The organism is Actinoplanes sp. CA-030573, from assembly GCF_050951115.1.
In the GTDB taxonomy this organism is placed as follows: Bacteria; Actinomycetota; Actinomycetes; order Mycobacteriales; family Micromonosporaceae; genus Actinoplanes.
Genome location: NZ_CP192038.1, coordinates 645,264 through 666,249, shown reverse-complemented (window position 1 = coordinate 666,249; position 20,986 = coordinate 645,264). Strand labels below are relative to the sequence as shown.

Below are 20,986 nucleotides of genomic sequence, written 5' to 3'. Positions count from 1 at the left end.
GTGATCGCACCCCAGCCCGCTTCGGGTAGGTAGCAGTCCGACTCCGTCAGGCCCTAGGCTTCCTCCGGCCGGAGCCCAGCGAAGTACAGACAGCCGAAGAATGCCACCAGCCGTTCGCCGCGCGTGCCGCCAATGCCCCGTCAGCCGACATAGCTCACCGACGTCAGCAGCTCCGCCGCCTGGCGAGGGTTGACGACAACCCGGCGATCAATGGCCACCAGCGTCCGTGTCCGCTTGGCAGTCACCTTCAGCTTGTCGATCGGGTTGGCGTCGAGGATCTCCAGCTCGATCGCGTACTGGAGCAGGTTATAGAAGACCGCCCGCTTGCGCCGCCGCGTGTTCGGTGCGGCAGCAGTCCCGTCGAGTTGCAGCGCGACTGCATCCAGGCCCTTGCGGACGATTTCCGCGTTCGTCAGCGCGGCAACCGGCAGCGAGGCGGCCTCCAGCCAGCGCCGAGCCGCCACCAGCTCGCCGAGGCAGCCCCCTTCGCTGCTGGGCAGCAGCAGGCATTCGCGCAGCAGCCGCCGCAGTACGGCCGTTGTTGGACGGCCCGGCTCATCGCTGGTCAGCGCCGGGACAACTATGGCCAGCGCATCCGTCATCGAGTCCCGGGACTTGGCCGCCGCAGCCGGCCATTTCACCGCAACATAGCGAACTGCGTGCGCGAGGACGGAGACGGAGGCCGGTGGCGGCTCCAGCGAGGCGGGAAGGCCCGACTCGAGGTCGAAGCCCTCACCGTTGGCTACCGCCTGCTTCAGCGCCAGAGCCTGAAGTCCTGGCCAGCCGAACTCCGCCGCGATCAAGGCCTTTGTCTTGCGCGGCTGAGCAACGCCCACGCCGGACGCGAAGATCTCGCCAGCGCGTGCGTCCAAGGCCGCTTAGCGGTCGACGTAATCCGTACGGTCCCGTCGGGACGCGCGCTCAGTGAGCTTCAGCGTCTGCGCGTCCAGCTAGCGCCGTGGCGTCGAGATGCGGAAGTATCCGATCTGAGCGACCGGATACGAAGCCTGTTCCGCCCGGCCGCCTAGGAGCAAGGGGGCCCGGCCTTGGCCGATCTGATCACCACCGCTACATCCAAGGACGAGACGGAGCGAGACGCACCTATCGCTGTCCTACCGGTCGGCAGCTTCGAACAGCACGGCGATTACCTGCCACTCGCGACCGACACCATCGTCGCCAGCCTCGTAGCCGGCGAGCTGGCGCGACAATACTCCAGCCTTCTCCTGCCACCGATCACGATCTCCTGCTCTCACGAACACGCCGGATGGCGCGGCACGGTGAGCACCAGCGCACGCACCTTGCACCATGTGGTCACAGACATCGCCGAATCGCTGGCCCTTAGCGGAGTCTCACGACTGGCCATCATCAGTGGCCACGGCGGAAACTATGTGCTTGGCAACGTGGCGCAAGAAGCCTCGGTGACAGAGCCGCGTATAGCCGTCTTCCCGCAGGCGCACGACTGGACCAAGCGCGTCAGGACGCCAACATGCTGACTGGCGGCCATGAAGATATGCATGCCGGCGAACTGGAAACTTCGCTGCTATTGGCTTACTACCCGGAGGTAGTACGGCCGGGAACGAGTCAGCCGACTGGACGGCCGATCGGCCACATCTTCTGACTGTCGGAATGGCTGGTTACACCAAGTCGGGCGTCATAGGCCGTCCATCGCTGGGTACCGCCGCCAAGGGCAGAGCCGCGATGGCGAGCCTCGTCCGATCCTTCGCGAGCACATACGCGGTGCTGAAAGAACGGGACTGAGAGCCGTTCACCGCAGGCCTGAGCCGGTGTACGCGACGAGCGCGGCAGATTTCTGCCGCGCCCCCTCTGTCTATGCCGCGTTCGCGCAAACTGCGTAGAGCGTCACTTCCGTAATTGGGCATGCGCCGTTGGACATGAAGTCGAACTCCCACGTGTCAGCGTCAACAGGGTAGCTGTTCCATGGATAAGGAAAAGCTCTTTTGTCGTAGCTATTAGACGACCAATAATTGAATTTCCATCCAGCGTTCAGCACCACTTTGCCAGTTGGGCAGTCGATTGTCTTGGTGAAGTCCGCGCTAAAGTTTAAGGGGACAGAGGAAGTCTTCTGCACAATTTCGTAACCGCTAACACCCGGCATGCCCTGCTGACCAGCGGCACCCGCAGGACCAGCAGGACCACCAGGACCAGCGTCACCTACTGGTCCCGGCGCACCGGGAGCACCAACGGCACCGGCGGGGCCCTGTGGGCCGGTTTGACTCCACTTCAGCAGTTTCTCGCTACTGGCACAGGATTGGCCCGCTTCAGGATCGATGATTCGCGTGGTGGCATTTCCCTGGGGCCTGTAACAGGCATAAATTGAACCGTCGGCGCTAGGGACGGCTGCCGTCGCCGCTCCTGCGACTAGGACTAGGCCGCCTGCGAATGCGAGAACGGTAAACAGACGTCTCAATTTGCCTCTCCATCTTTATCAGCGCGCCGCCCGCCAGACCATGGCCTTGCCTCGCTGAAGTTGATCTTCACTTGTCAGGTTGGGGACTTTAGTGCGGCGACCGGGTAGTCGGCCTCATCCGTACGTCCGCCGCGCGTGAGTAATCCGGTCAGGACCAAGACACTCCTTGGGTCAAGACCGTCTAGACAGTCGTTCGGCGGCATCGCTGAAGTCGGTGCCGGTCGGCTGCCGGCAAGTCCCGCATCACCCGAACACCAGCTCCTCCCTGTAGTCGTCGCGGCCTGACTCAGCTGTTGCTCGCCAAGGGCCATCGTCCAGCCAGCTTGACGCTCCTATTGTCGTCAAGCCACGGGCTTGGTGATCGAGGTTGTTCAGTCGCCTAGGAACATGAGTGACGTGCCTGGGGTCGTGGCGCACTGCTCAGCAAGCGCCCGGAGGCGAAGTAGGCCACGGCGTTCCGGCCCGGTGCGGGCGAGCGGACGTAGTCTGTCGATATCCGAGATCAATTGGGGCATTTTGTCTCGGGTCACGTCCAAATCACCGTGCGCGTCTACTTGGCTGAGGACGAGGAAGGTTGGGTCTGCGGCGGGCAGCAGCCGGTCGAAGTCGCCGGCCGCATCGAAGCTCCCCCCGTCAGGGTCGGGCAGCATGGTGAGCTGCTGTCCTGCTCGGTGAAGGCGCGCCTGGATTCCCATGTACGGATGATCTCTCAGGCGATGTCGTGCGGCCAGATTGTCAGCAGGTGGCAGAAGGCTTCTCGGGCGATGTAGCGCTTGAGGCACCGCATGATCTCAGTTTTGCTCTTGCCTTCGGTGGTGCGACGGGCGACGTAATCCCTGGTTGGTGGGTGACACCGCATACGGACCAGCGCGACACGCCAGAGCGCACTGTTGGCATCTCGGTCGCCGCCGCGATGTAGCCGGTGCCGATCGGTGCGTCCGGAGCTGACCGGGATCGGGGCGGCGCCGCAAAGGCGAGCGAACGCGGCTTCCGAGCGCAGCCGGCCGGGGTTGTCGCCGGCAGTGACCAGCAGCTGTCCAGCGGTGTCGACGCCGACACCGGGCAACGCGACGAGGTCGGGGGCGGTGGCCGTGACGAGGGCCGTGAGGTGGACGTCGAGGTCGTCGATCTCGGCCTGCAGAGCCAGCCAACGGCGGGCGAGGCTGCGCAGCGCTGCCTTGGTAGCGGCGGCCGGATCGGTCACCGGACCGGGCCGCAGGCTAGCGCAGCCGCGGATGCGATGTTTGCCGGTCAGCCCACGCAGCGACTGCCGGACGGCCTGCGGAGCAGACACGATGAGGGCGTCGATCTGATTACCAGCCTGGATGCGGGCCTTCATCGCGCCGCGTCGGGCAACCCTCAGGGCGCGAATCATCTCGACATGGGCATCACGTGACTTCGGAGTACCCGACGCGCGTCCGGACAGGACGGCACGGGCAGCGGCTTCGGCGTCGATGAGGTCGGACTTGCCGTTGCGGCGGCGTGTGGAACGGTCGGGGCGGTCGACCTCGATGACGGTGAAGCCGTAGTCGGTGAGGAAACGCAGCAAGCCCGAGCCGTAGCTGCCGGTGCCTTCCATGCCGACCTTGTCGACCGGTCCGAAAGACTCCGCCCAGGTCGCCAACTGGGCGTACCCGCGCGTCGTGGTCGGAAAAGATCGGGTGTCAAGGAGTCTGCCGGCTTGGTCCAACACTGCTGCCACGTGCACGTCGGCGTGCGTGTCGACGCCTACCGTCACCGTCGTCTGATCGCCCATCTTTTCTCCTTCGCCATGTCCGACAGGGCTCTCGATCGCGGGTACCGGGCTCAACGTGGGACGGCACGGGGATCAGGGACGGACCCAGGCTCCTAATCAGGTCACTACGCATCCGGTGCCAGCACCGAGAGAAGGTAATCCCGGCGGCGGGACGACGGGTCAACTTGAAGGCACGCAGCCGGTGAGAACTAGGGTCAGACCCGACCGCCGAGATCACCATGAAGATGATCCCCGTGAGAACTTTCCCTACGTCTTCAAGGCGCGACCTCCGCCGGACACGACGAATCCCCCAGCGTTCTCGCGCAGGAGACGTTGGGGGTGCACCCGATCGGGTGACCAATGGTCGACAGTGCCACGTACCGTGATCGCAAGACTCGCTAGAGGAGAAGAGGCCGATGCAGCCAGCATGGCTTGCCGCAGGCGCGGCGTGCGCGGGCGTGGTCGCTGCCTGGTGGGCGGCGATCAACGGCGTCCGCACGCTTAGGCAGACCCGAACCGACAGTCGCAACCGGAGCAGGCCGATGGTCGCTGCGGAACTTCAGCCGGTCGAATACTCCAAAGGCATGATCGCACTTGTCGTCAGGAACTTCGGCCCCACGATCGCCCGCAACGTCAGGGTGACGTTTGATCCGCCGATCCCGGACCCGACCAACCCGGCCCAGAGCCTTACGACATTCCTCAAACGCCGATACGAGAAGCCCATCCTCACCCTCACGCCCGACATGAAATTGTCGAACCTGTGGTTCATCGGACAAGCGGGCGATGACGGTCGATTCCGTAACACCGAGCCGACCCCAGAGCAGTGCACGGTGACGATCGCGTGTGAGTCGGCCGACGGGACAGCGTACGAGGACAAGTTTGTGATCGATGTCGCCCTGGTACAGGCCGAGACCTACGCCGAGCCATCGACGTCGCCCCAAGCCCGCATGAAAACTGTCGCCGACAGCCTCAAGTCCCTCGACGCTTCGGTAAAGACCATCGCCCGCGCTCAGCCACGCCCTCGTCAGGCCGACTCGTTGGCCGGACCGAGGCACCCCAGCTCGAAGAGCTGAAAGCCTCCGGCGGCCGGGGTGCTGCCCCGGGCCCCGCCAAGACCTGCCTCCGGCGGGCGCTCAGGGAAGAGGCTTCCCGTCACGCGCCGGGAGGCAATCAGACCGGACCTCGGCCGGCAAGCGGTGAAGCGTTGCTTGCCGGCCGAGGTCCGCCCCGACTGGGCTACGCCCGCGCGACGGGAAGCCTCTAGCCCTTCTTCGTGAAGGTCATGTAGACCCGCACTTCGCCTTGGTAGCTCCCCGGGTGTCTGCTGGCACGACAGACCGTTTCGCATCCAAGGCTTTCCGCGAGATGCTGCTGAAGCAGGTCCCTCTGCGCGGCCACCACATCGGCCGGGCCGATCAGGCGAACCGCCAGTAGAGGACGTGAATGGCTGGGCATAGACGTGGCTCCCCTCCCTGAGCTGGTCACGTCGGCCGAATCCCACCAAGAGGAGGCGCGCAGCCATTGCACGCATTTTGCGAGACCAGCGACAAACGGCGGCACCGAGCAGCGCCAAGCCGCACGAGGTGACACATAGCGATGTCTGCATAAATCCAGGCCACAGCCTGATACCGCTGGTCATCAGTGGTGCCCCCGGGAGGAGTCGAACCTGCGCCAGGGCAAAGCATGATGAAGTCGGACATTTTGAATCGGTCTAAACCGTTACAACGGCCGCAAAGCGGTTTGCAGGTGTCGAGTTTCGAGTGGCCTAGCTTGGTGCTTAGGCGGTACGTCGAAGAACTGCAAAATTCATGCTGTCCGGAACGCGAGCGTATCAGCGCCCGATGGGTTCTTCACCCGGCATCTCGTCGGCGGTGCTCGCCGCGGGCTCGGTGGGCCGCTGCTGCTTGGCGGCCCAAGTGAGGACGCCGAGGATTGCCTGCGCCTGTATCGGAGCGAGCCGGCGGCCTTCGTCGCCGTGGGCGACGCGGATGTCGTGGATGACCGTCGTGGGCTTCGGCACGCTTGCCAGCGTTCCATTGCAGGTTGGGAGTGGCGAGCGCCCATTCGAGTGGCGTCAGCTACGGCAATGAGTCTGGCTCCAGTCTCCATCGCAGCGCCGCCGACGACGGGTGAAGCTGTCTCAGCGTTGGGTTGTGTCCCGGCGTTGACGGTCTGACCGTCGCCGACGTCGAGGAACGTGTCGGTGTCCCCGGGTTCCTGAACGATCTGCGTGCCCAGCTAAAGGCGGGTACGTTCCGGCCGCTACCGGTGCGGGAACGCACGATCCCGAAACCGGGTGGGTCGGGCAAGGTCCGCAAGCTGGGGATTCCCACGATCGCGGATCGGCTCGTTCAGGCCGCGTTGAAACTCGTGCTGGAACCGATCTTCGAGGCCGACTTCGTGTCGGTCTCTTACGGGTTCCGGCCCAAACGGCGGGCTCAGGACGCGATCGCCGAGATCCAGTACTACGGCACCCGCGGCTATCAGTGGGTGCTGGACGCCGACATCGAAGCGTGTTTCGACTCGATCGACCATGCCGCTTTGATGGACCGGGTTCGGGTGCGGATCAAGGACAAAAACGTGTGCTGGCGCTGGTGAGAGCGTTCCTCAAGGCCGGGATCCTCACGGAACTCGGCATCGAGCGGGACACGATCACCGGCACCCCGCAGGGCGGGATCCTGTCGCCGCTGCTGGCCAACATCGCGCTGTCGGTGCTCGACGAGCATGTGATGGCGCCGTGGAAGCCGGACGGGGCGATGGGCAGCGAGTATCGGCGGGCCCGGCAGCGCCGGCAGAACGCGGCGACGTGGCGGCTGGTCCGTTACGCCGACGATTTCGTCGTCCTTGTCAACGGGACACGAGAACACACCGAGCTGCTGCGCCAGGACGTCGCGCGCGTGTTGGAGCCTCTCGGGCTGCGGCTGTCAGCAGCCAAGACCCGGATCCTGCACCTGAGCGACGGGTTCGACTTCCTGGGCTTTCACATCCAGTGGCGGCGCAAGAAGGGCTCGAACAAGTGGCACGTGTATACCTTCATCGCTCAACGGCCGATCCGGTCGCTGAAAGCGAAGATCCGCACGTTGACCAGCAGGTTGTCGCAGCAGGACCTGGGATACGTGCTGACCCGACTGAATCAGGTCATGCACGGCTGGGCCAACTACTTCCGGCATGCCGTCGCGAAGAACACCTTCAGCATGCTGGACGCGTTTACCGGGAACCGGGTGATCCGCATGCTGATCACACGGCACCGCTGGACGTGGTCGGACGTTCGACGCCGATTCACCACCGCTACCGGCAGGTGGTTACCGATCAGCGCCACAGACGTCGAACTTCGCCGCATCGCCGCCATCCCGATCACACGATACCGGTGGCGAGCGACGAGGATCCCCAGCCCCTGGCCCCTGACCGTCAACGTCTGACGACAGAGACCGTGGAGAGCCGGATGCGTTGAGAGGCGCACGTCCGGTTCGGCGAGAGGTCCAGAGAAACGGGCCGGGAGCAATCCCGGCACCGCGCTCTGGGCCTACTCAGCGGGCGGAGATCGTTAGTTAGAGGCGGCGGAGGCGGGGCGATCAGCACGACTCGGTGGCGTAGGAGTGGGACTTTCGCTCAGCCGGGCGGCAGCGGGGTGGTGGTCTGCGGTCTAGTGGTGGCGCAGGGTCCGGGAGGGTGGTTGTCCGTACGCTGCGCGGTAGCTCTGGGCGAATCGGCTGTGGTCAGGGAAGCCCCAGCGGACGGCGATCTCGCCGACGGTGGTGGTGGCCGGGTCGGCGGTTTTCAGGTCGTGGTGGGCGCGCGCGAGCCGGGCTCGGCGCAGGTAGGCCATCGGGTTGGTGTCGAGGTGGCGGCGGAAGGCTAGTTGCAGGGTGCGGATGGTGACATGGGCGGCTGCGGCGATGTCGGCGGCGCTGATGTCGCACTGCGGGTTGTCGTCGATGAAGCTGATGGCGCGGCGCAGGGTGGCGGGGTGGGCGTCACGCCGGTCCTCGATGGTGGGATCGGTGAGCATGTTGTTGGGGAAGACGGTTAGGGCGGCGGCGGCCAGTATCCGGGTCAGGCTGCCGGTGAGCAGCGGCGCCGGGTCGGCGGGCAGGTCTGCGACCGCGGTTTTGACGTAGTCGTAGGTGTCGGTCCAGCGTCGGGCGGCGGCTGCGGGGACCGGCCGGTGGTCGGTGAACCGCAGGGCCGGACTGGTGCGTGGAGGGCCGTCGGCGACCTGGGCGAGCAGGGCCGGGTCCAGGTGGGCGAGGTCCAGGTCGAGGCCGTCGATGCTGTTGTGCCACTCGCAGTCCGGTGGTAGCAGGACGAACACGTCGCCGGGGCCGGCGACCTGTCCCGGCTGTCCGGTGCTCCAGGAGGCGGTGCCTGCGCACACGTGTCCGATCGGGATGGCGCCCAGGGGTAGTCCCTGGGCATTCAACCGCATGCCGAAGGTCGCCCGGCTGAACCAGGCCTGCGGGTCGAGGGTGCTGGTGGTGATCCGCAGGGAGGGGTTGGGGTCGGTCACGGTCAGCTGTATGCGGGTGTAGACGTCGGTGAGGAGCTGCTCGGCGACCTCGACGTCATGCGTCTCGTAGACGTTTTCGTTCACCGCGGCTACCTCCTTCGCCGGTATATCGAGGCCGGTCGGCGGCCCGCGCGCGGGGGCGCGTGTCGCCCTGAATGGGCGGTTTCAGGTGCGCAGGGTGTGGCTGGGCAGGGTGCCGAACACGTCGCGGTACGCGGCGGTGAACCGGTCGGGTTCGGTGAAGCCCCAGCGGGCGGCGATCGCTTTGACGGTCGCGCCCTGTCTCGGGTCGGCGATCTGCAGGTCGCGGCGGGCGTGTTCCAGGCGTACCCGGCGTACGTAGCCCATCGGGGTGGTGTCGTAGTGGGTGCGGAACGCGTATTGCAGGGCGCGGGCGCTGGTGCCGGCTGCGGTGGCGATTTCGGAGAGCCGGAGCGGCCGCTCGGCGTGGGCGTCGATGTAGGCGATGGCCCGTCGCAGGGCGGCCGGGGCGACCCGGCCCGGGTCGTGCCGGGTGGGCTCGGTCATGGTCGTGTTGGGAAAGGTGTGCAGCGCGGCGATCGCGACGTTGCGGGTCATCTCGTCGGCGACCAGGGGTGAGGCCATCGGTGACGGGTCGTCCATCAGGGCGCCGTTGGTCAGGTGGACCACGGCCCGCCAGTACCGGTGCATCGCCGCCGAGACCGGCTGCACGGCGTCGAGGTGCAGCTGGCCCGGGAGAATGTCGAAGGCGTCCTCGGCGACCTGATCAAGGCGCTGGGTCGGCAGGCGCAGCACGCTGAGGTTGATGTCGTGCATGGCGAAACCGACCGGAACCCCTACCGGGCACGCCGCGGCCGCCCCGGGTGCGAGGGTTATCTCGCCTTCGGCCGGGGTGGTGATCGCGACTTCGCCGGCGTGCACGACGAAGAACAGCAGGTAGTCGAACGGGTCAGTGGTCTGGGTGTAGTCCAAAGTGCTGCGGATCCGGTCACCCGCGATCACCGGGACCTGACTGCTGTGCACCGCGAACCGGGCGTCACCGCTGGTACGGGCGAACCGCGAGCGCGTCCCGACGAAGGTCCGCCGCATGAACTCCGTGATCTCCTCCTCAACGGCAGAGGAGATCGACGAGCGCTCCGGCGGTGTATCGCGGGTATCGGTCACCGGCATCGTCGCCTCCCGGGAGGGTTGGACCGCAAGCTCCGTTCCATGACCTACCCCCCACGATACGCACCTTCTACCGCCCTGCACGAAATCGGCAGCCAGCCGGCATCGTGCTCCCGCTTTCGGGCGACCCGCGAGCGGGCCGGGCAGTTTGCGAAGCGCTACCGCCGGAAAGCGAAGGTGTGCCGGCGCCAGGCTTGACCATGGCGGCGGGGAAGTCGCCTCATGCGGAAGTGAGCGTCCAGCGAGCGATCCTGGCTCCCGCGCCGGTCTCGGCCGGTAACCGGTCAAGAGCCGACTTCGCCCTTCAGGCCCTGGTCGGGGCGCAGCGGCGCCGCGACCAAGCCGCCGAAGCATCTCGGCGCGCGAGCGACCTTCGTGCCGCCGTCGAGTCGGCGCACCATCGCTACGTAGCGGCTCGTCGCCGGGTCGAAGAAGCACAACAGCGCCTCGCTGTGGCGCGCCGACAACCCGCACGCACGACCGACCGGTGGCGGGAAACCGTGACAGACAAGCCGTGATACAGATGTTTCCCGAGGCCGGCGACCCGGCCGCCGTGACAGTGACCGGCCAGAACAACCATGAGACTCAGGTACGGGTGGCCGGCGAACTCGACCGGGACAACCGCCACCTGGTCACCGCAGCCGTCGATCAGGCCCTGGACGCCCGGCCATCATCGAATCTTCCTCGACCTGAGTGCGCTGACGTTCCTCGACGCCGCCGTGGTGGGCGAACTCGTCCGATGTCACGCTCACACCACCGAACACGAAGAAACGTTGCGCCTCGACGCCGTGCACGGTCTCCCGGCCAGAGTTCTGGACATCACCGGCACCCGCGCCCTGCTCTGCGAGACTGGACCGGCGACACCGGCACGTCTGCCGCCCCGCGGCCGTCACTTGCAGGCCGGGGATGCCGCTGCTGTCCGCCGCCGGTCAGCGTCTCTGATCGCCGCCGCCCACAAGCTGATGCAACGGTCTCAGCTGCTTCGTGACGACAGCCAGCAACGGCCGCTATAGACGTCGCCGATTGCCTGCGGGTCCGCTCTCCAGCCGGCTCAAGCAAGCCGCCACGTTGGCAAAGGCTCTCGCCCCTTGACGGCGCTCGTGTCTCAACGGACGACTCGGGGTCCCTCGGCTGGCCGCGGTGCGTCTTCCGGGTAGACATGAAGGACGGTCAAAGCGGTGCCATCCTCGGCGTCTGAACCGATTTTGCTGTAGTAGGTGGTCGCAGAGTTGCGGTCTGTACCGCGGCGTCGGATGCGTACGGAGCGGCGGTGTCGGCGTACGGCTTTGAGTGGCTCCGGCAAGATTTCATGGGTGGAAATCACCTAAAGGGGGAATAGGGGTGACTGCGACCTTTGGGCGATCCTGTCGATATGTGGTGTTGAGCTTTCCGAGTTGCTGCCTCATCTGGCCGCAGTCGTGGTTACCTCGGTCGACACGGCCGGCCCCGTTGTGGTCTTCCGTGCCGGCACACGGTCCGAATATGCGGCGGCCTGCGTAGGTTGCGGGGAACCGAGCGAGTGGGTCCACAGCCGATACACCCGCCGCTTGGCCGACACCTCGATCGCCGGCCGCCCGGCTCGCATCGAGCTGCAGGTTCGTCGTCTGTACTGCGAAATCCGTTGTGCCCAAAGGCGACCTTCGCCGAGCGGGTCGACGGGCTGACCGTCCGGTATCAACGCCGCACTCCGCTGCTGCAACGCCTGGTCGAGTTCGCCGGTGTCCTGCTCGCCGGACGCGGCGGTGCCCGGCTGCTACGCCTGCTGCATGCCGGCCTGTCCCGGACCAGCGTCCTGGCGCACCTGATGAAGATCCCGCTGCCCACGCCCACCGCACCCCGGGTTCTGGGCGCCGACGACTTCGCTTTCTACGGCCACACCTACGACACGCTGCTGGTCGACGAGGACACCCGGCTCCCGATCACCTTGCGGGAAGGCCGCGACGCTGAAACGCTACGGGACTGGCTGCTCGAGCATCCGGGCGCGCAGATCGCCTGCCGGGACGGCTCACCGATCTACCGCCAGGGCATCACCAGCGGCGCCCCCGGACGCCATCCATGGACACCCGCATCAAAGCCGTCGTGACCGCCTCCATGTACGACATCGGCGAAAACTACCGCAACGGGTGGCAGCACTCGTGGAGTGACGCAGACCGTCGCGCGGAGATGGACCGCCTCAACGCGCAGCGCTGGGCCGACGTCGACGCCGGCACGGTCACCTACGACCCGATCTTCTCCGCCCAGGTCCCCGAAGGCGTCGAACTCGACGCGGTAACCAGCGAGTTCTTCGACTATTACGTCAAGAGCAACGACCGCGGCTACCACCCCCACTCCCAAGGCGGTCACATCGCCGTCAGCCACCTCGGATACATGGGGTACGGCGGGCTGCGCTACCTCGAGGACATCGGCCCCCGCCCCGTCCTCATGATCGTCGGAGACCGGGCCTTCTCCCGCTGGTTCACCGAAGAGATGATGGGAAGCGATGGGCGAACCCAAGGAACTCGTCGTGGTTCCCGGCGCCCGCCACCGCGACCTGTACGACCGCCTCCACCTGATCCCGTTCGACACGGTCGACGACTTCTTCACCAAGAACCTGGCCTAACCAGCGGCAGGGCCGAGCTGGCGTACCTTCGGTGCGCTAACTGGGCAACCCGCGCCCGGCCCTGCCCCTGGTGAAACCGCTCGATTAGGCAAGGCCTCGTCACGGCGGGCAGGGAGCTCGTTCGCAGCGATCCGGCCCGGACGGTGTGCCCGTGCTGGCCCCGGCGGGAGTTCATCTGCGACGAGTATGGGGCTGGGTTGACCCTGGCCCGGACGCTCGCGAACCGTCCGGGCCAAGATCGGCCGGCCGTCGCCACAAACGGACCTAACGGATAGAACGCGCCGCAAATCCAGGCGAGGTCGCTTTGATGACCGCGAAGCATGCCGTGCATGCGCCGATAGCGTCACGAATCTCAGACCAGCGGCGTCCAGACACGAAGATCAGGACGCGGTCTGGGACATGCTACGCCAGCCGGAAGTTTGCCTCTACGCGTAGTCGCCGACCGATCACGCTGCGATTTTGCAGATCTACGTGGTGCCCCCGGGAGGAGTCGAACCTGCGCTAGGGCAGAACGGGATGAAGCCGGAAATCTTGAATCGCCCGAAACCGTTACAATGGCCGCAAGAAGTTTGCAGATCTCGAATTTCGAGTGGCCTAACTTGGTACTTGGGCGGTACGTCGAAGAACTGCTTGACAGCGTTCCATTGCCGGTCGGCAGTGGCGAGCGCCCGTTCGAGTGGCGCCGGCCACGGCAGAGAGTCTCGCCGCAGTCCCAGCACAGCGCGGCCGCCGACGGTAGACGCTGGCTCACGCGTTTGGTTGCTCATCCTCGGCGAACACTCGCTTCGCCACGGCGATCGCGGACATCGCTCGCGGCCAGCCCGCGTAGAAGGCCAGGTGCACGATCGCCTCGACCAATTCGGCTTCGGTAAGGCCATTCTGCTTCGCCAGGCGCAAGTGGCTGACGAGTTGTTCGGTGCTGCCGTTGGTCACCAGCGACGCGACGGTGACCAGCGACCGGTCCCGGCGGGCCAGTTCAGGGCGGCCCCAGACGTCACCGAACAGGACTTCGTCGGTCAGCTCGGCAAGTTTGGGTGCGATGTCGCCGACGAGGCGCTGTGCGGTCGAGGGCTCTCCGGTCGTGCTCACTGTCTTTCCTCCAACGAATCCGGCTACTGGCCTGGAAGGGTGCGTGCCGCCGCCCGCCAACGCGGGCGGCGACTTCGTGCGTAGTTGCGATATCAGCGTTCGATGAGTTTCATCTGGTCGTCGGTGTGGTGGCCGCCTTCGGCGGGCGGTAGGGCGGTGAGCGCGGCGAGCTGCTCGGTGGTGAGTTCGATGTGGTCGGCGGCGGTGTTCTCCTCGACGCGGCTGACCCGCTTGGTGCCGGGGATCGGCACGATGTCGTTGCCTTGGGCGAGGACCCAGGCCAGGGCGACCTGGGCCGGGGTGGCGCCGATTTGGTCGGCGATCTGCTGTACCTGGTCGGCGATGCGCAGGTTGCGCTGGAAGTTCTCGCCGGTGAAACGTGGGTGGTTCTTGCGGAAGTCGCTGTCGTCGAGCTTTTCCAGATCGGCGGGCGTGCGCAGCGTGCCGGTGAGGAATCCCCGGCCGAGCGGGGAGTAGGCGACCAGGCCGATGCCCAGTTCGCGCAGCACGGGCAGGAGTTCGTCCTGGTCCCGCGTCCAGATCGAGTATTCCGACTGCACCGCGGTGACCGGGTGCACGGCGTGGGCGCGCCGGATGGTGTCGGCCCAGGCCTCGGACAGTCCGATGTAGCGGATCTTGCCGTCGCGTACGAGGTCGGCGAGGGCGCCCATGGTGTCCTCGATCGGGGTGTCCGGGTCGACGCGGTGCTGGTAGTAGAGGTCGATGTGGTCGGTGCCGAGCCGCTTGAGGGAGCCGTCGACGGCGGTGCGGATGCTGTCGGGGCTGCTGTCGGCTCGGCCCGGCCCGCGGCCGGTGTGTGAGATCAGGCCGAACTTGGTGGCCAGCACCACCTGGTCCCGGCGGCCTTGCAGGGCCCGGCCGACCAGCTCCTCGTTGACGTACGGGCCGTACACCTCGGCCGTGTCGATGAGGGTGACGCCGAGGTCGATCGCGCGGTGGATGGTGCGAATCGACTCGGTGTCGTCGCTGCCGGCGCCGCTGTAGCCGTGCGACATTCCCATCGCGCCGAGTCCGATCCGAGCGACCTCGAGCTTGCCGAGTTTTCCGGTACGCATGGTTGTTCCTCCTGTGTGGTGACCGGTTCAGGCTTCGGGGATCTCGCGGCCGAAGGACTCCAGCGTGATGGCCTCCGGCTCGGGGCCGCCGCGCTTGCCGGTGTCCAGGGCGTCGATCGCGGCGAGCTGCTCGCCGGTGAGTTCGAAGTCGAACACGTCGAAGTTCTCGGCGATCCGCGCCGGCTTGGTCGACTTCGGAATGGCCGAGCGGCCCTGCTGCACATGCCAGCGCAGCATCACCTGCGCCGGGGACTTGCCGTGCGCCTCGGCGATCTCGCCGATGGTGGGGTCCTGCAGGGTGCTGGTGTGCTCGCCGTCGCGGTAGAAGGTGATCCCGCCGATCGGCGACCATGCCTGGGTGAGGATTCCGTGCTGCGCGCCGAACGCCTGCAGCTCACGCTGCTGGAAGTACGGGTGCACCTCGATCTGGTTGACCGCCGGCACGACCGTCGCGGTGTCGAGCAGCCGGGTGAGGTGCTCGACCATGAAGTTGCTGACCCCGATGGCACGGACCTTGCCGTCGGCCAGCAGCGTCTCCAGCGCCCGGTAGGCGTCCAGGGTCTTGTCGAACTCCGAGGGCAGCGCCTGGTGGAGAATCAGCAGGTCGATCTGCTCGACGCCGAGCTTGCCGGCGCTCTTGTCGAAGCCGTGCAGGGTCTGGTCGTACCCGTAGTCGCTGATCCAGATCTTGGTTTCGACGAACAGCTCGGAACGCGGGACGCCGGACTTGGCGATGGCCTCGCCGACTCCGCGTTCGTTGAAGTAGGCGGCGGCGGTGTCGATGTGCCGGTAGCCGGCCGACAGGGCGGCCTCGACGGCGGCTCGGGTCTCGTCGGGCGGGGTCTGGAAGACCCCGAAGCCGATCGCGGGGATCTCGACGCCGTTGGTCAGCCCGAAGGTCGGGACGGTGGTCATGAAGCGTTCCTCTCAGTTGCGAGGGAGCAGGCGGAGGGTGACCTCGCTCGCCTTGTCCCCTACGACGGGTCCCACGATGGCGGGCCCGTATCGGTCGTATTTGGCGTGGTAGGCCGCGTCGATGTCGGCGTCGACGTCCGAGTAAGCGGGTTCGGTGAACGTCACGTCGCGTTCCAGGCCGCCGGCGCGAATGCGGCCGGTGCCGGCGGCCACGGCGTGCCGGTACCAGCTGCCGGACGGGCCGCGCGCCGAGCGGACGTACAGCTCGTCGCCAGCGCGCACGACCCAGATCGTCACGTACGGGCGCAGGGTGCCGTCACCGCGCAGCGACGCGATTCCGATCTCCTCGGCGCCGCCGACCGCGGCCAGTTCGTCGGGGGTCCACGGCGTTGTCCGCGCTTCATCTGTCACAGCGTCTCCTCCTTACACCTCGTAGTGCCCTGATCAGGCCGGGTCATGTTCACGGGAGCGGTGGCGCAGGGTGAGGCTTGCCGCGGCGGTGCCCAGCAGCAGGACGGCGGTAACGGCGAGGCTGATGTGCAGGCCGTTGAGGAACGCGGCAGAGGAGGCGACGACCGCGCCGTAGGCGGCGACGCCGAGGGCGCCACCCAGTTGCCGGGACATGTTGAACACGGCACTGGCCGTGCCGGCCCGGTGCGACGGCACGCTGTCGAGCAGTAGCGCGGCGATCGACGGGACGGTGAACGAGCCACCGACCCCGACCGGGATCATCACCGCGGCGACCAGCAGCAACGGAGCGTCGGCGGGCAGCAGCACCAGCCCGGCCAGCCCGGCGGCCATCAGCAGTTGCCCGAAGATGATCGGCACGCCCGGCCCGAACCGGTTGGCCATTCGGGCCGCGACGGGAGCCAGGATCGGCACCAGGGCGGTCATCGGCAGAAACAGCAGCCCGGTGGTGAACGCGGATGCACCGCGTACCTGCTGGAAGTAGAGGCCTTGCAGGAACACGACGCCGTAGAAGCCGACCATGCCCAGGAACGCGACGGTCAGGGCCGTGCCGACGGCTCGGCTGCGGAACAGGTCCAACGGCAGCATCGGGTGCCTGCCGAGGGCCTGCGCGGTCAGGAACACGGCGAAGGCGAGCCCGGCCACCACGAACGCGACCAGGATCCGCACACTGCCGTACCCGAGGTGGGCGCCTTCGATGACCCCGTAGGTGAGGGCCGCGAGGGCAAGCACCGCGGTGAGCTGCCCGATCCCGTCGAACGGCGTCGCTGTGCGCGGCGAGTCGGCGGCGCGACGCAGGGCCAGGCTGGCGACGATGCCGACCGGCACGTTCAGGAAGAAGATCAACCGCCAGTCCAGCTCGGTCAGCGCACCACCGAGCACCGGCCCCGCCGCCGCCGCGATCGAGCCACCCATGCCCCAGTACGCGATGGCCCGCACCCGGGCGCCGCTGTCGTGGTAGGCGGCCCGGATCAGCGCCAACGAGGTCGGGGTGACCAGCGCCGCGCCGATGCCTTGCACGATGCGCGCGGCGATCAGCCAGCCCAGGCCCGGGGCGAGCCCGCAGGCCACGGACGCCACCACAAAGATCAACATTCCGGTTCCGTACGCCCGGCGTGCGCCGATCCGGTCGGCGAACGTCCCCGCGAACAGCAGAAGCGAGGAGAACATCAACGTGTAACCAGTGACGACCCACTGCAGCCCGGACAGGCTCCCGCCGAGGTCGCGGCTGATGTCGGGCAGCGCGACGTTGACGACCTGGGTGTCGAGGGTGACGACGGCGAAGCCGAGCATCGCCACCATCAGCGACGGAACCGGCGACGGCGCCGCACCGGCGACAGCGGATCTGGTGGGGGCGGTGGAGACGCTCGACATGCTCTCAGGTAACCCGGTACGCGCGCCGCGTGGGAGGCACTGTTCTGAGGGGTACCGCCAGGGACCCCCTCGACCTGGGCGGGATGCCTACCGTGGGGGAATGGACAACCGCAGTGAGGTCCGCGCGTTCCTCAGCTCGCGCCGGGCGAAGGTCAGCCCGGAGCAGGCGGGCATCCCCGCCTACGGCAGCCGCCGCGTCGCCGGGCTGCGCCGCGGCGAGGTCGCCGCCCTGGCCGGCGTCAGCGTCGAGTACTACACCCGCCTGGAACGCGGGAATCTCGCCGGCGCCTCCGACAGCGTCCTCGAGGCGCTCGCCCGGGCCCTGCAACTCGACGACACCGAAACCGCGCACCTGCACCACCTGGCCCGCGCGGCCGGCCCGGCCCCGGCCCGCACCCGTAAGCCCCGGACCGGCGCCCCGGTGATCCGGCCCGCGATCCGCCAGGTGCTGGACTCCATGGTCGGCGTGCCCGCGATCCTGCGCACCCACCGCTTCGATGTTCTCGCCGCCAACCCGCTGGGCCAGGCCTTGTACGCGCCCATGTTCAGCACCGCGACCCGGCCGGTGAACTCGATGCGATTCGCGTTCCTCGACCCGCACGCCTCCGCGTTCTACCCGGACTGGCAGAACGTCGCCCGGCAATCCGTCGGTGCCCTGCGGCTGGCCGCTGCCGCGAACCCGTACGACCAGCAACTGATGAATCTCATCGGGGAACTGTCCATGCACAGCGAGCCGTTCCGCAGCTGGTGGGCCGCCCAAGACGTGTTCGTACACCGCCACGGCGTCAAACGCTTCCACCATCCGGCCGTCGGCGAGCTGGAACTGGCTCACGAAGCCCTCGAACTGCCCGGCGACGACGCGCCCCTGACCATCGTCACCTACACCGCCGTGCCCGGCACCCCGTCCGGCGACGGCCTGAAGCTGCTGGCGTCCTGGGCCGCCACCGAGGAAAGCACCACCCGTACGCCTCAAGAGCTGTAACGGTTCGCTTCGGCCCTGGTCCACCCCGAGCATGTCGCGAGCCGGCCGCTGCCGCCCTTCACCTGATCGCTTCGCGCCGCCGACAGCCGGACGAAGCCCGCGAACGAGGAGCCCTGTCATGACCGCCTCGAACACCCGTCGCACCGCCGTCATCACCGGTGCGTCGTCCGGCATCGGCGAAGCCACCGCCCGCGCCCTGCACGCCGCCGGCTATCAGGTCGCGCTGCTCGCCCGCCGCACCGACCGCATCGAAGCCCTCGCCAAGGAACTCGGCGACGGCGCGCTCGCCATCGCCGCCGACGTCACCGACCGCGACGCCCTGACCGCTGCCGCGGCACGCGTGCAGGACGAACTCGGCGGCGCGGACGTGCTGGTCAACAACGCCGGCGTCATGCTGCTCGGCCCGTTCTCCGCCGAGCAGCGCGCCGACTACCGGCAGATGATCGAGGTGAACCTGCTCGGTGCGATCACCACCACCGAAGTGTTCCTCGACCAGATCCGCGACGGCGGCGGCGACATCGTCAACATCTCCTCCGTCGCCGGGCGCACCGCTCGGGCCGGTAACGGCGTCTACGCCGCCACCAAATGGGGCCTCAACGGCTGGTCCGAGTCACTGCGCCAGGAAGTGCTGCCCGACGTGCGAGTCCTGGTCATCGAGCCCGGCGTGGTCGCCACCGAGCTGCCCGGCCACATCACCCACGGCCAGACCAAAACCGCCGTGCAACAGCTCTACAGCCAGGCGCAGGTCACCGCCGGCGACATCGCCGACGTCATCGTCTTCGCTCTGCAACGGCCCCGGCACCTCGCCATGAACGAAATCCTGCTGCGCCCCGCCAACCAGGCCTGATGCCCGCTCTCAGCTTCGCGACCGTCGAGAACCTGAAGCCGGAGATCGACCACCTGCTCTACGGCGCGGTCACCGCCGTCGGGGCAGTGCTGCCCGGGCGCTCGGGAAACGTGCCGGCGGCGAAAGGACGAATCCCTCGCCGCCGGCGAGGTCGAGTACCGGTAGAGCCTGCAGCCCTGGGGTCCATCGCAACAAACGGACCTAACGGATAGAACACGCAGTAAACCAGGCGGGTGGCTCTGATGACGGCGAAGCATGCCGGGCCTTTTGCGGCTATGGCTTCATGAACCGCAGACCAGTGGCGTCCCGACCGAAATGTAGGACGCACCCTGGGCTGCTACGCCAGACGGCAGGTCGCCTCAACGCGCAGTCGCCGGCTGATCACGCTGCGACTTTGCAGATCTACGTTGTGCCCCCGGTAGGAATCGAACCTACGACACACGGTTTAGGAAACCGATGCTCTATCCCCTGAGCTACGAGGGCCTGCGGCCCATATCGTACCTACCTGGGGTTCTCAGGAGTGGCCGGGCGTCCCAGCCGCTGCCAAGTGGCGCCGTTGGACGCCGCGGGAACGATCCCCTGCCTGGTCGAAGCAGAGGCCGAACGAGCCGCGCACGCCTACTACCCACGACCGGGCGCGTTCTGCCATGGCAAGGCTTGCGGTATGCGATGCCACCACCATTTGTGTGCGGCCCGAGGCAGCGGACCGGTCGCTGCCGCCAAGGCGCGGCCCCCGTCGTCGATCGTCGCGTCGGCGAAACGGCGGTCTATCTCGGTGAGCGCGCTCGCCAACTCCTCGGGTGCCGGGTCCAGTGAATCCCGGGTTTCCAGGTCCTCGCGGTAGTACTCGGCGGGGTACCAGCCGTCCGGCGGCCAGCCCTCAATGAGCCTGGTCACCGACGATTCCCAGGCGCCCAGGAGCTTGACGGCGGGCGAGGACGACTCACGGAACCGATCGGTGATCGGGGTTGGCATCCGGTAGTCGCGGATCACTTCCGGGATGGCGGCCACCCGCAGCCCCGGCAGGGACGCGATCGGATGCTCGGCGGCATCGATGCGGTACGCCGGGATGTCGTCCGAATCCTCCTCATAGATGCGGGCGCGGGTTCGCTTGCCATCGGGACCGACGAGCCAGAAGGCGCTGGGCCGAGTCAGGTGAGCCTCGTAGGCGACCGTGACGCGGAGGCGGGTCGCGAGCCAGGAGGCGGCGGCGGGTTCGGGTGGCGGCGCGGAGACCACGGCGCTGACGTAGATGTCGAGGTGCCAGTTCAGGTCGCCGTTCAGGGGCGCAACGGTGCAATTGACCGGGGCCTCCCAGTCGCGGTCGGCGTCGCCGTCGTCGGCCACGTCCACCGACTCCGGGGGAAGGGTGAGCATCTCGGCCAGGGCCGCGGCGAGGCGGTCACGATCGAGCGGACCACTGATCCAAAAACCGTAGTTCACGGCTCGTACGTCCCGTCGTAGATCGCCTTCGCCTTGGCAACGGCGTCAGGGTTCTCGGTGAAGCGCGGGTTCCTGCTCAGCTGCGGCGCCTTGGAGAGGTCACCGCCGGCTCGGACAATCTCCTTGAGCGCCGCGTACTCGTTGCGGTCGAGCTTGACCATACCGGCGCCGGAGTCGGGAAAGGCTGTGCCGTTCGGCTCGACGCCGTACGTCCGACCGTTGATCTCGTATCTCTGCGTCTCCGGATTCCAGACGCCGTCGCCCTCGGCGATGCCCCGGACGTCCTCGATCCCAACATGCTCGTGCCCCCGCAGGAAGACGGTGTTGTCCTCCTGGACCATGCCGTTGCGGGCGCCCGTGATCGTGTGCCGTCG

At 67.3% G+C, this 20,986-nt stretch carries 21 protein-coding genes, 1 tRNA gene and 1 pseudogene; 9 read left to right on the top strand and 14 right to left on the bottom strand.

All coding sequences use genetic code 11. From position 1 onward, the window contains the following. Nucleotides 1-140: 140 nt before the first annotated feature. A complete protein-coding gene (locus ACQP2F_RS03060) occupies nt 141-872 on the bottom strand; it encodes a hypothetical protein (protein ID WP_433300421.1) in 732 nt (243 codons plus the stop codon). Nucleotides 873-1,046: 174 nt separating this feature from the next. Between ACQP2F_RS03060 and ACQP2F_RS03055 the strand changes: the two are divergent. Continuing rightward, nucleotides 1,047-1,758, top strand: a pseudogene (locus ACQP2F_RS03055) (creatininase family protein). Between the two features lie 1,041 nt (nt 1,759-2,799). Here ACQP2F_RS03055 and ACQP2F_RS03050 read toward each other — a convergent pair. Both ACQP2F_RS03050 and ACQP2F_RS03045 read right to left on the bottom strand, forming a co-directional pair. After that, nucleotides 2,800-3,123, bottom strand: a complete 324-nt coding sequence (locus ACQP2F_RS03050) for a hypothetical protein (protein ID WP_433300419.1) — start codon at nt 3,121-3,123, stop codon at nt 2,800-2,802. Nucleotides 3,124-3,137: 14 nt separating this feature from the next. Continuing rightward, nucleotides 3,138-4,184 carry an IS110 family transposase gene (locus ACQP2F_RS03045; protein ID WP_433300417.1) on the bottom strand — a complete coding sequence of 349 codons (1,047 nt, stop codon included), beginning with the start codon at nt 4,182-4,184 and terminating at the stop codon, nt 3,138-3,140. 395 nt (nt 4,185-4,579) lie between these two features. Here ACQP2F_RS03045 and ACQP2F_RS03040 point away from each other — a divergent pair, with 395 nt between their 5' ends. Then, on the top strand, nt 4,580-5,236 hold the full coding sequence (locus tag ACQP2F_RS03040; protein WP_433300415.1) for a hypothetical protein: 657 nt from the start codon (nt 4,580-4,582) through the stop codon (nt 5,234-5,236). Between the two features lie 758 nt (nt 5,237-5,994). Here the strand turns inward: ACQP2F_RS03040 and ACQP2F_RS03035 are convergent. Then, nucleotides 5,995-6,183, bottom strand: coding sequence for a hypothetical protein (locus ACQP2F_RS03035; protein ID WP_433300413.1), 189 nt, complete (start codon nt 6,181-6,183; stop codon nt 5,995-5,997). Between the two features lie 248 nt (nt 6,184-6,431). On the opposite strand from ACQP2F_RS03035, the gene ACQP2F_RS03030 reads away from it, so the two are divergent. Both ACQP2F_RS03030 and ACQP2F_RS03025 read left to right on the top strand, forming a co-directional pair. Beyond that, nucleotides 6,432-6,761 carry a reverse transcriptase domain-containing protein gene (locus ACQP2F_RS03030; RefSeq protein WP_433300412.1) on the top strand — a complete coding sequence of 110 codons (330 nt, stop codon included), beginning with the start codon at nt 6,432-6,434 and terminating at the stop codon, nt 6,759-6,761. Continuing rightward, nucleotides 6,746-7,582 carry a group II intron maturase-specific domain-containing protein gene (locus tag ACQP2F_RS03025; RefSeq protein WP_433300411.1) on the top strand — a complete coding sequence of 279 codons (837 nt, stop codon included), beginning with the start codon at nt 6,746-6,748 and terminating at the stop codon, nt 7,580-7,582. Before ACQP2F_RS03030 ends, ACQP2F_RS03025 begins: the two co-directional genes overlap by 16 nt. Before the next feature lie 224 nt (nt 7,583-7,806). Here ACQP2F_RS03025 and ACQP2F_RS03020 read toward each other — a convergent pair whose 3' ends face one another. Both ACQP2F_RS03020 and ACQP2F_RS03015 read right to left on the bottom strand, forming a co-directional pair. Continuing rightward, the gene (locus tag ACQP2F_RS03020) at nt 7,807-8,754 is read right to left on the bottom strand and encodes a helix-turn-helix domain-containing protein (RefSeq protein WP_433300409.1); all 948 of its coding nucleotides are present in this window, start codon (nt 8,752-8,754) and stop codon (nt 7,807-7,809) included. 81 nt (nt 8,755-8,835) lie between these two features. Next, entirely contained in the window at nt 8,836-9,822 is a 987-nt protein-coding gene (locus tag ACQP2F_RS03015) for a helix-turn-helix transcriptional regulator (RefSeq protein ID WP_433300407.1), read from the bottom strand. Nucleotides 9,823-10,397: 575 nt separating this feature from the next. Here ACQP2F_RS03015 and ACQP2F_RS03010 point away from each other — a divergent pair. From ACQP2F_RS03010 to ACQP2F_RS03000, 3 genes are all read left to right on the top strand, one after another. Next, complete coding sequence (locus ACQP2F_RS03010) at nt 10,398-10,832, top strand: STAS domain-containing protein (RefSeq protein WP_433300405.1); 435 nt, start codon at nt 10,398-10,400, stop codon at nt 10,830-10,832. Nucleotides 10,833-11,237: 405 nt separating this feature from the next. Continuing rightward, nucleotides 11,238-11,483 carry a transposase family protein gene (locus ACQP2F_RS03005; RefSeq protein WP_433307320.1) on the top strand — a complete coding sequence of 82 codons (246 nt, stop codon included), beginning with the start codon at nt 11,238-11,240 and terminating at the stop codon, nt 11,481-11,483. Then, nucleotides 11,441-11,902, top strand: a complete 462-nt coding sequence (locus tag ACQP2F_RS03000; RefSeq protein WP_433300403.1) for a hypothetical protein — start codon at nt 11,441-11,443, stop codon at nt 11,900-11,902. Before ACQP2F_RS03005 ends, ACQP2F_RS03000 begins: the two co-directional genes overlap by 43 nt. 1,263 nt (nt 11,903-13,165) lie before the next feature. On the opposite strand, the gene ACQP2F_RS02995 is transcribed toward ACQP2F_RS03000, so the two are convergent. From ACQP2F_RS02995 to ACQP2F_RS02975, 5 genes are all read right to left on the bottom strand, one after another. After that, a complete protein-coding gene (locus tag ACQP2F_RS02995) occupies nt 13,166-13,507 on the bottom strand; it encodes a carboxymuconolactone decarboxylase family protein (protein ID WP_433300401.1) in 342 nt (113 codons plus the stop codon). 92 nt (nt 13,508-13,599) lie between these two features. Further along, nucleotides 13,600-14,583, bottom strand: coding sequence for an aldo/keto reductase (locus tag ACQP2F_RS02990; RefSeq protein ID WP_433300400.1), 984 nt, complete (start codon nt 14,581-14,583; stop codon nt 13,600-13,602). 27 nt (nt 14,584-14,610) lie between these two features. Continuing rightward, complete coding sequence (locus ACQP2F_RS02985) at nt 14,611-15,498, bottom strand: aldo/keto reductase (protein ID WP_433300398.1); 888 nt, start codon at nt 15,496-15,498, stop codon at nt 14,611-14,613. 12 nt (nt 15,499-15,510) lie between these two features. Further along, a complete protein-coding gene (locus ACQP2F_RS02980; RefSeq protein WP_433300396.1) occupies nt 15,511-15,909 on the bottom strand; it encodes a DUF2255 family protein in 399 nt (132 codons plus the stop codon). 33 nt (nt 15,910-15,942) lie between these two features. After that, complete coding sequence (locus ACQP2F_RS02975; RefSeq protein ID WP_433300394.1) at nt 15,943-17,340, bottom strand: MFS transporter; 1,398 nt, start codon at nt 17,338-17,340, stop codon at nt 15,943-15,945. Between the two features lie 100 nt (nt 17,341-17,440). On the opposite strand from ACQP2F_RS02975, the gene ACQP2F_RS02970 reads away from it, so the two are divergent. Both ACQP2F_RS02970 and ACQP2F_RS02965 read left to right on the top strand, forming a co-directional pair. Beyond that, the gene (locus ACQP2F_RS02970; RefSeq protein WP_433300392.1) at nt 17,441-18,322 is read left to right on the top strand and encodes a helix-turn-helix transcriptional regulator; all 882 of its coding nucleotides are present in this window, start codon (nt 17,441-17,443) and stop codon (nt 18,320-18,322) included. 118 nt (nt 18,323-18,440) lie between these two features. Beyond that, entirely contained in the window at nt 18,441-19,169 is a 729-nt protein-coding gene (locus tag ACQP2F_RS02965; protein WP_433300390.1) for an SDR family oxidoreductase, read from the top strand. A gap of 410 nt (nt 19,170-19,579) precedes the next feature. Here ACQP2F_RS02965 and ACQP2F_RS02960 read toward each other — a convergent pair. The 3 genes from ACQP2F_RS02960 to ACQP2F_RS02950 all read right to left on the bottom strand — a co-directional run bounded on the left by ACQP2F_RS02960 (nt 19,580) and on the right by ACQP2F_RS02950 (nt 20,953). Then, a tRNA-Arg gene (locus tag ACQP2F_RS02960) sits at nt 19,580-19,652 on the bottom strand. 138 nt (nt 19,653-19,790) lie between these two features. Then, nucleotides 19,791-20,546, bottom strand: a complete 756-nt coding sequence (locus ACQP2F_RS02955; RefSeq protein ID WP_433300388.1) for a hypothetical protein — start codon at nt 20,544-20,546, stop codon at nt 19,791-19,793. A 62-nt stretch (nt 20,547-20,608) separates the two neighbouring features. Then, the gene (locus ACQP2F_RS02950) at nt 20,609-20,953 is read right to left on the bottom strand and encodes a hypothetical protein (protein ID WP_433300386.1); all 345 of its coding nucleotides are present in this window, start codon (nt 20,951-20,953) and stop codon (nt 20,609-20,611) included. Nucleotides 20,954-20,986: the final 33 nt, after the last annotated feature.

Excerpts from the sequence above, each read along its gene's own strand:
- ACQP2F_RS03050 (WP_433300419.1), bottom strand. The coding sequence starts at position 3,123 with ATGGGAATCCAGGCGCGCCTTCACCGAGCAGGACAGCAGCTCACCATG.
- ACQP2F_RS02965 (WP_433300390.1), top strand. The coding sequence starts at position 18,441 with ATGACCGCCTCGAACACCCGTCGCACCGCCGTCATCACCGGTGCGTCG.
- ACQP2F_RS03010 (WP_433300405.1), top strand. The coding sequence starts at position 10,398 with ATGAGACTCAGGTACGGGTGGCCGGCGAACTCGACCGGGACAACCGCC.
- ACQP2F_RS02985 (WP_433300398.1), bottom strand. The coding sequence starts at position 15,498 with ATGACCACCGTCCCGACCTTCGGGCTGACCAACGGCGTCGAGATCCCC.
- ACQP2F_RS02975 (WP_433300394.1), bottom strand. The coding sequence starts at position 17,340 with ATGTCGAGCGTCTCCACCGCCCCCACCAGATCCGCTGTCGCCGGTGCG.
- ACQP2F_RS02950 (WP_433300386.1), bottom strand. The coding sequence starts at position 20,953 with ATGGTCCAGGAGGACAACACCGTCTTCCTGCGGGGGCACGAGCATGTT.
- ACQP2F_RS03045 (WP_433300417.1), bottom strand. The coding sequence starts at position 4,184 with ATGGGCGATCAGACGACGGTGACGGTAGGCGTCGACACGCACGCCGAC.
- ACQP2F_RS03040 (WP_433300415.1), top strand. The coding sequence starts at position 4,580 with ATGCAGCCAGCATGGCTTGCCGCAGGCGCGGCGTGCGCGGGCGTGGTC.
- ACQP2F_RS02970 (WP_433300392.1), top strand. The coding sequence starts at position 17,441 with ATGGACAACCGCAGTGAGGTCCGCGCGTTCCTCAGCTCGCGCCGGGCG.
- ACQP2F_RS03015 (WP_433300407.1), bottom strand. The coding sequence starts at position 9,822 with ATGCCGGTGACCGATACCCGCGATACACCGCCGGAGCGCTCGTCGATC.
- ACQP2F_RS02955 (WP_433300388.1), bottom strand. The coding sequence starts at position 20,546 with ATGCTCACCCTTCCCCCGGAGTCGGTGGACGTGGCCGACGACGGCGAC.
- ACQP2F_RS02990 (WP_433300400.1), bottom strand. The coding sequence starts at position 14,583 with ATGCGTACCGGAAAACTCGGCAAGCTCGAGGTCGCTCGGATCGGACTC.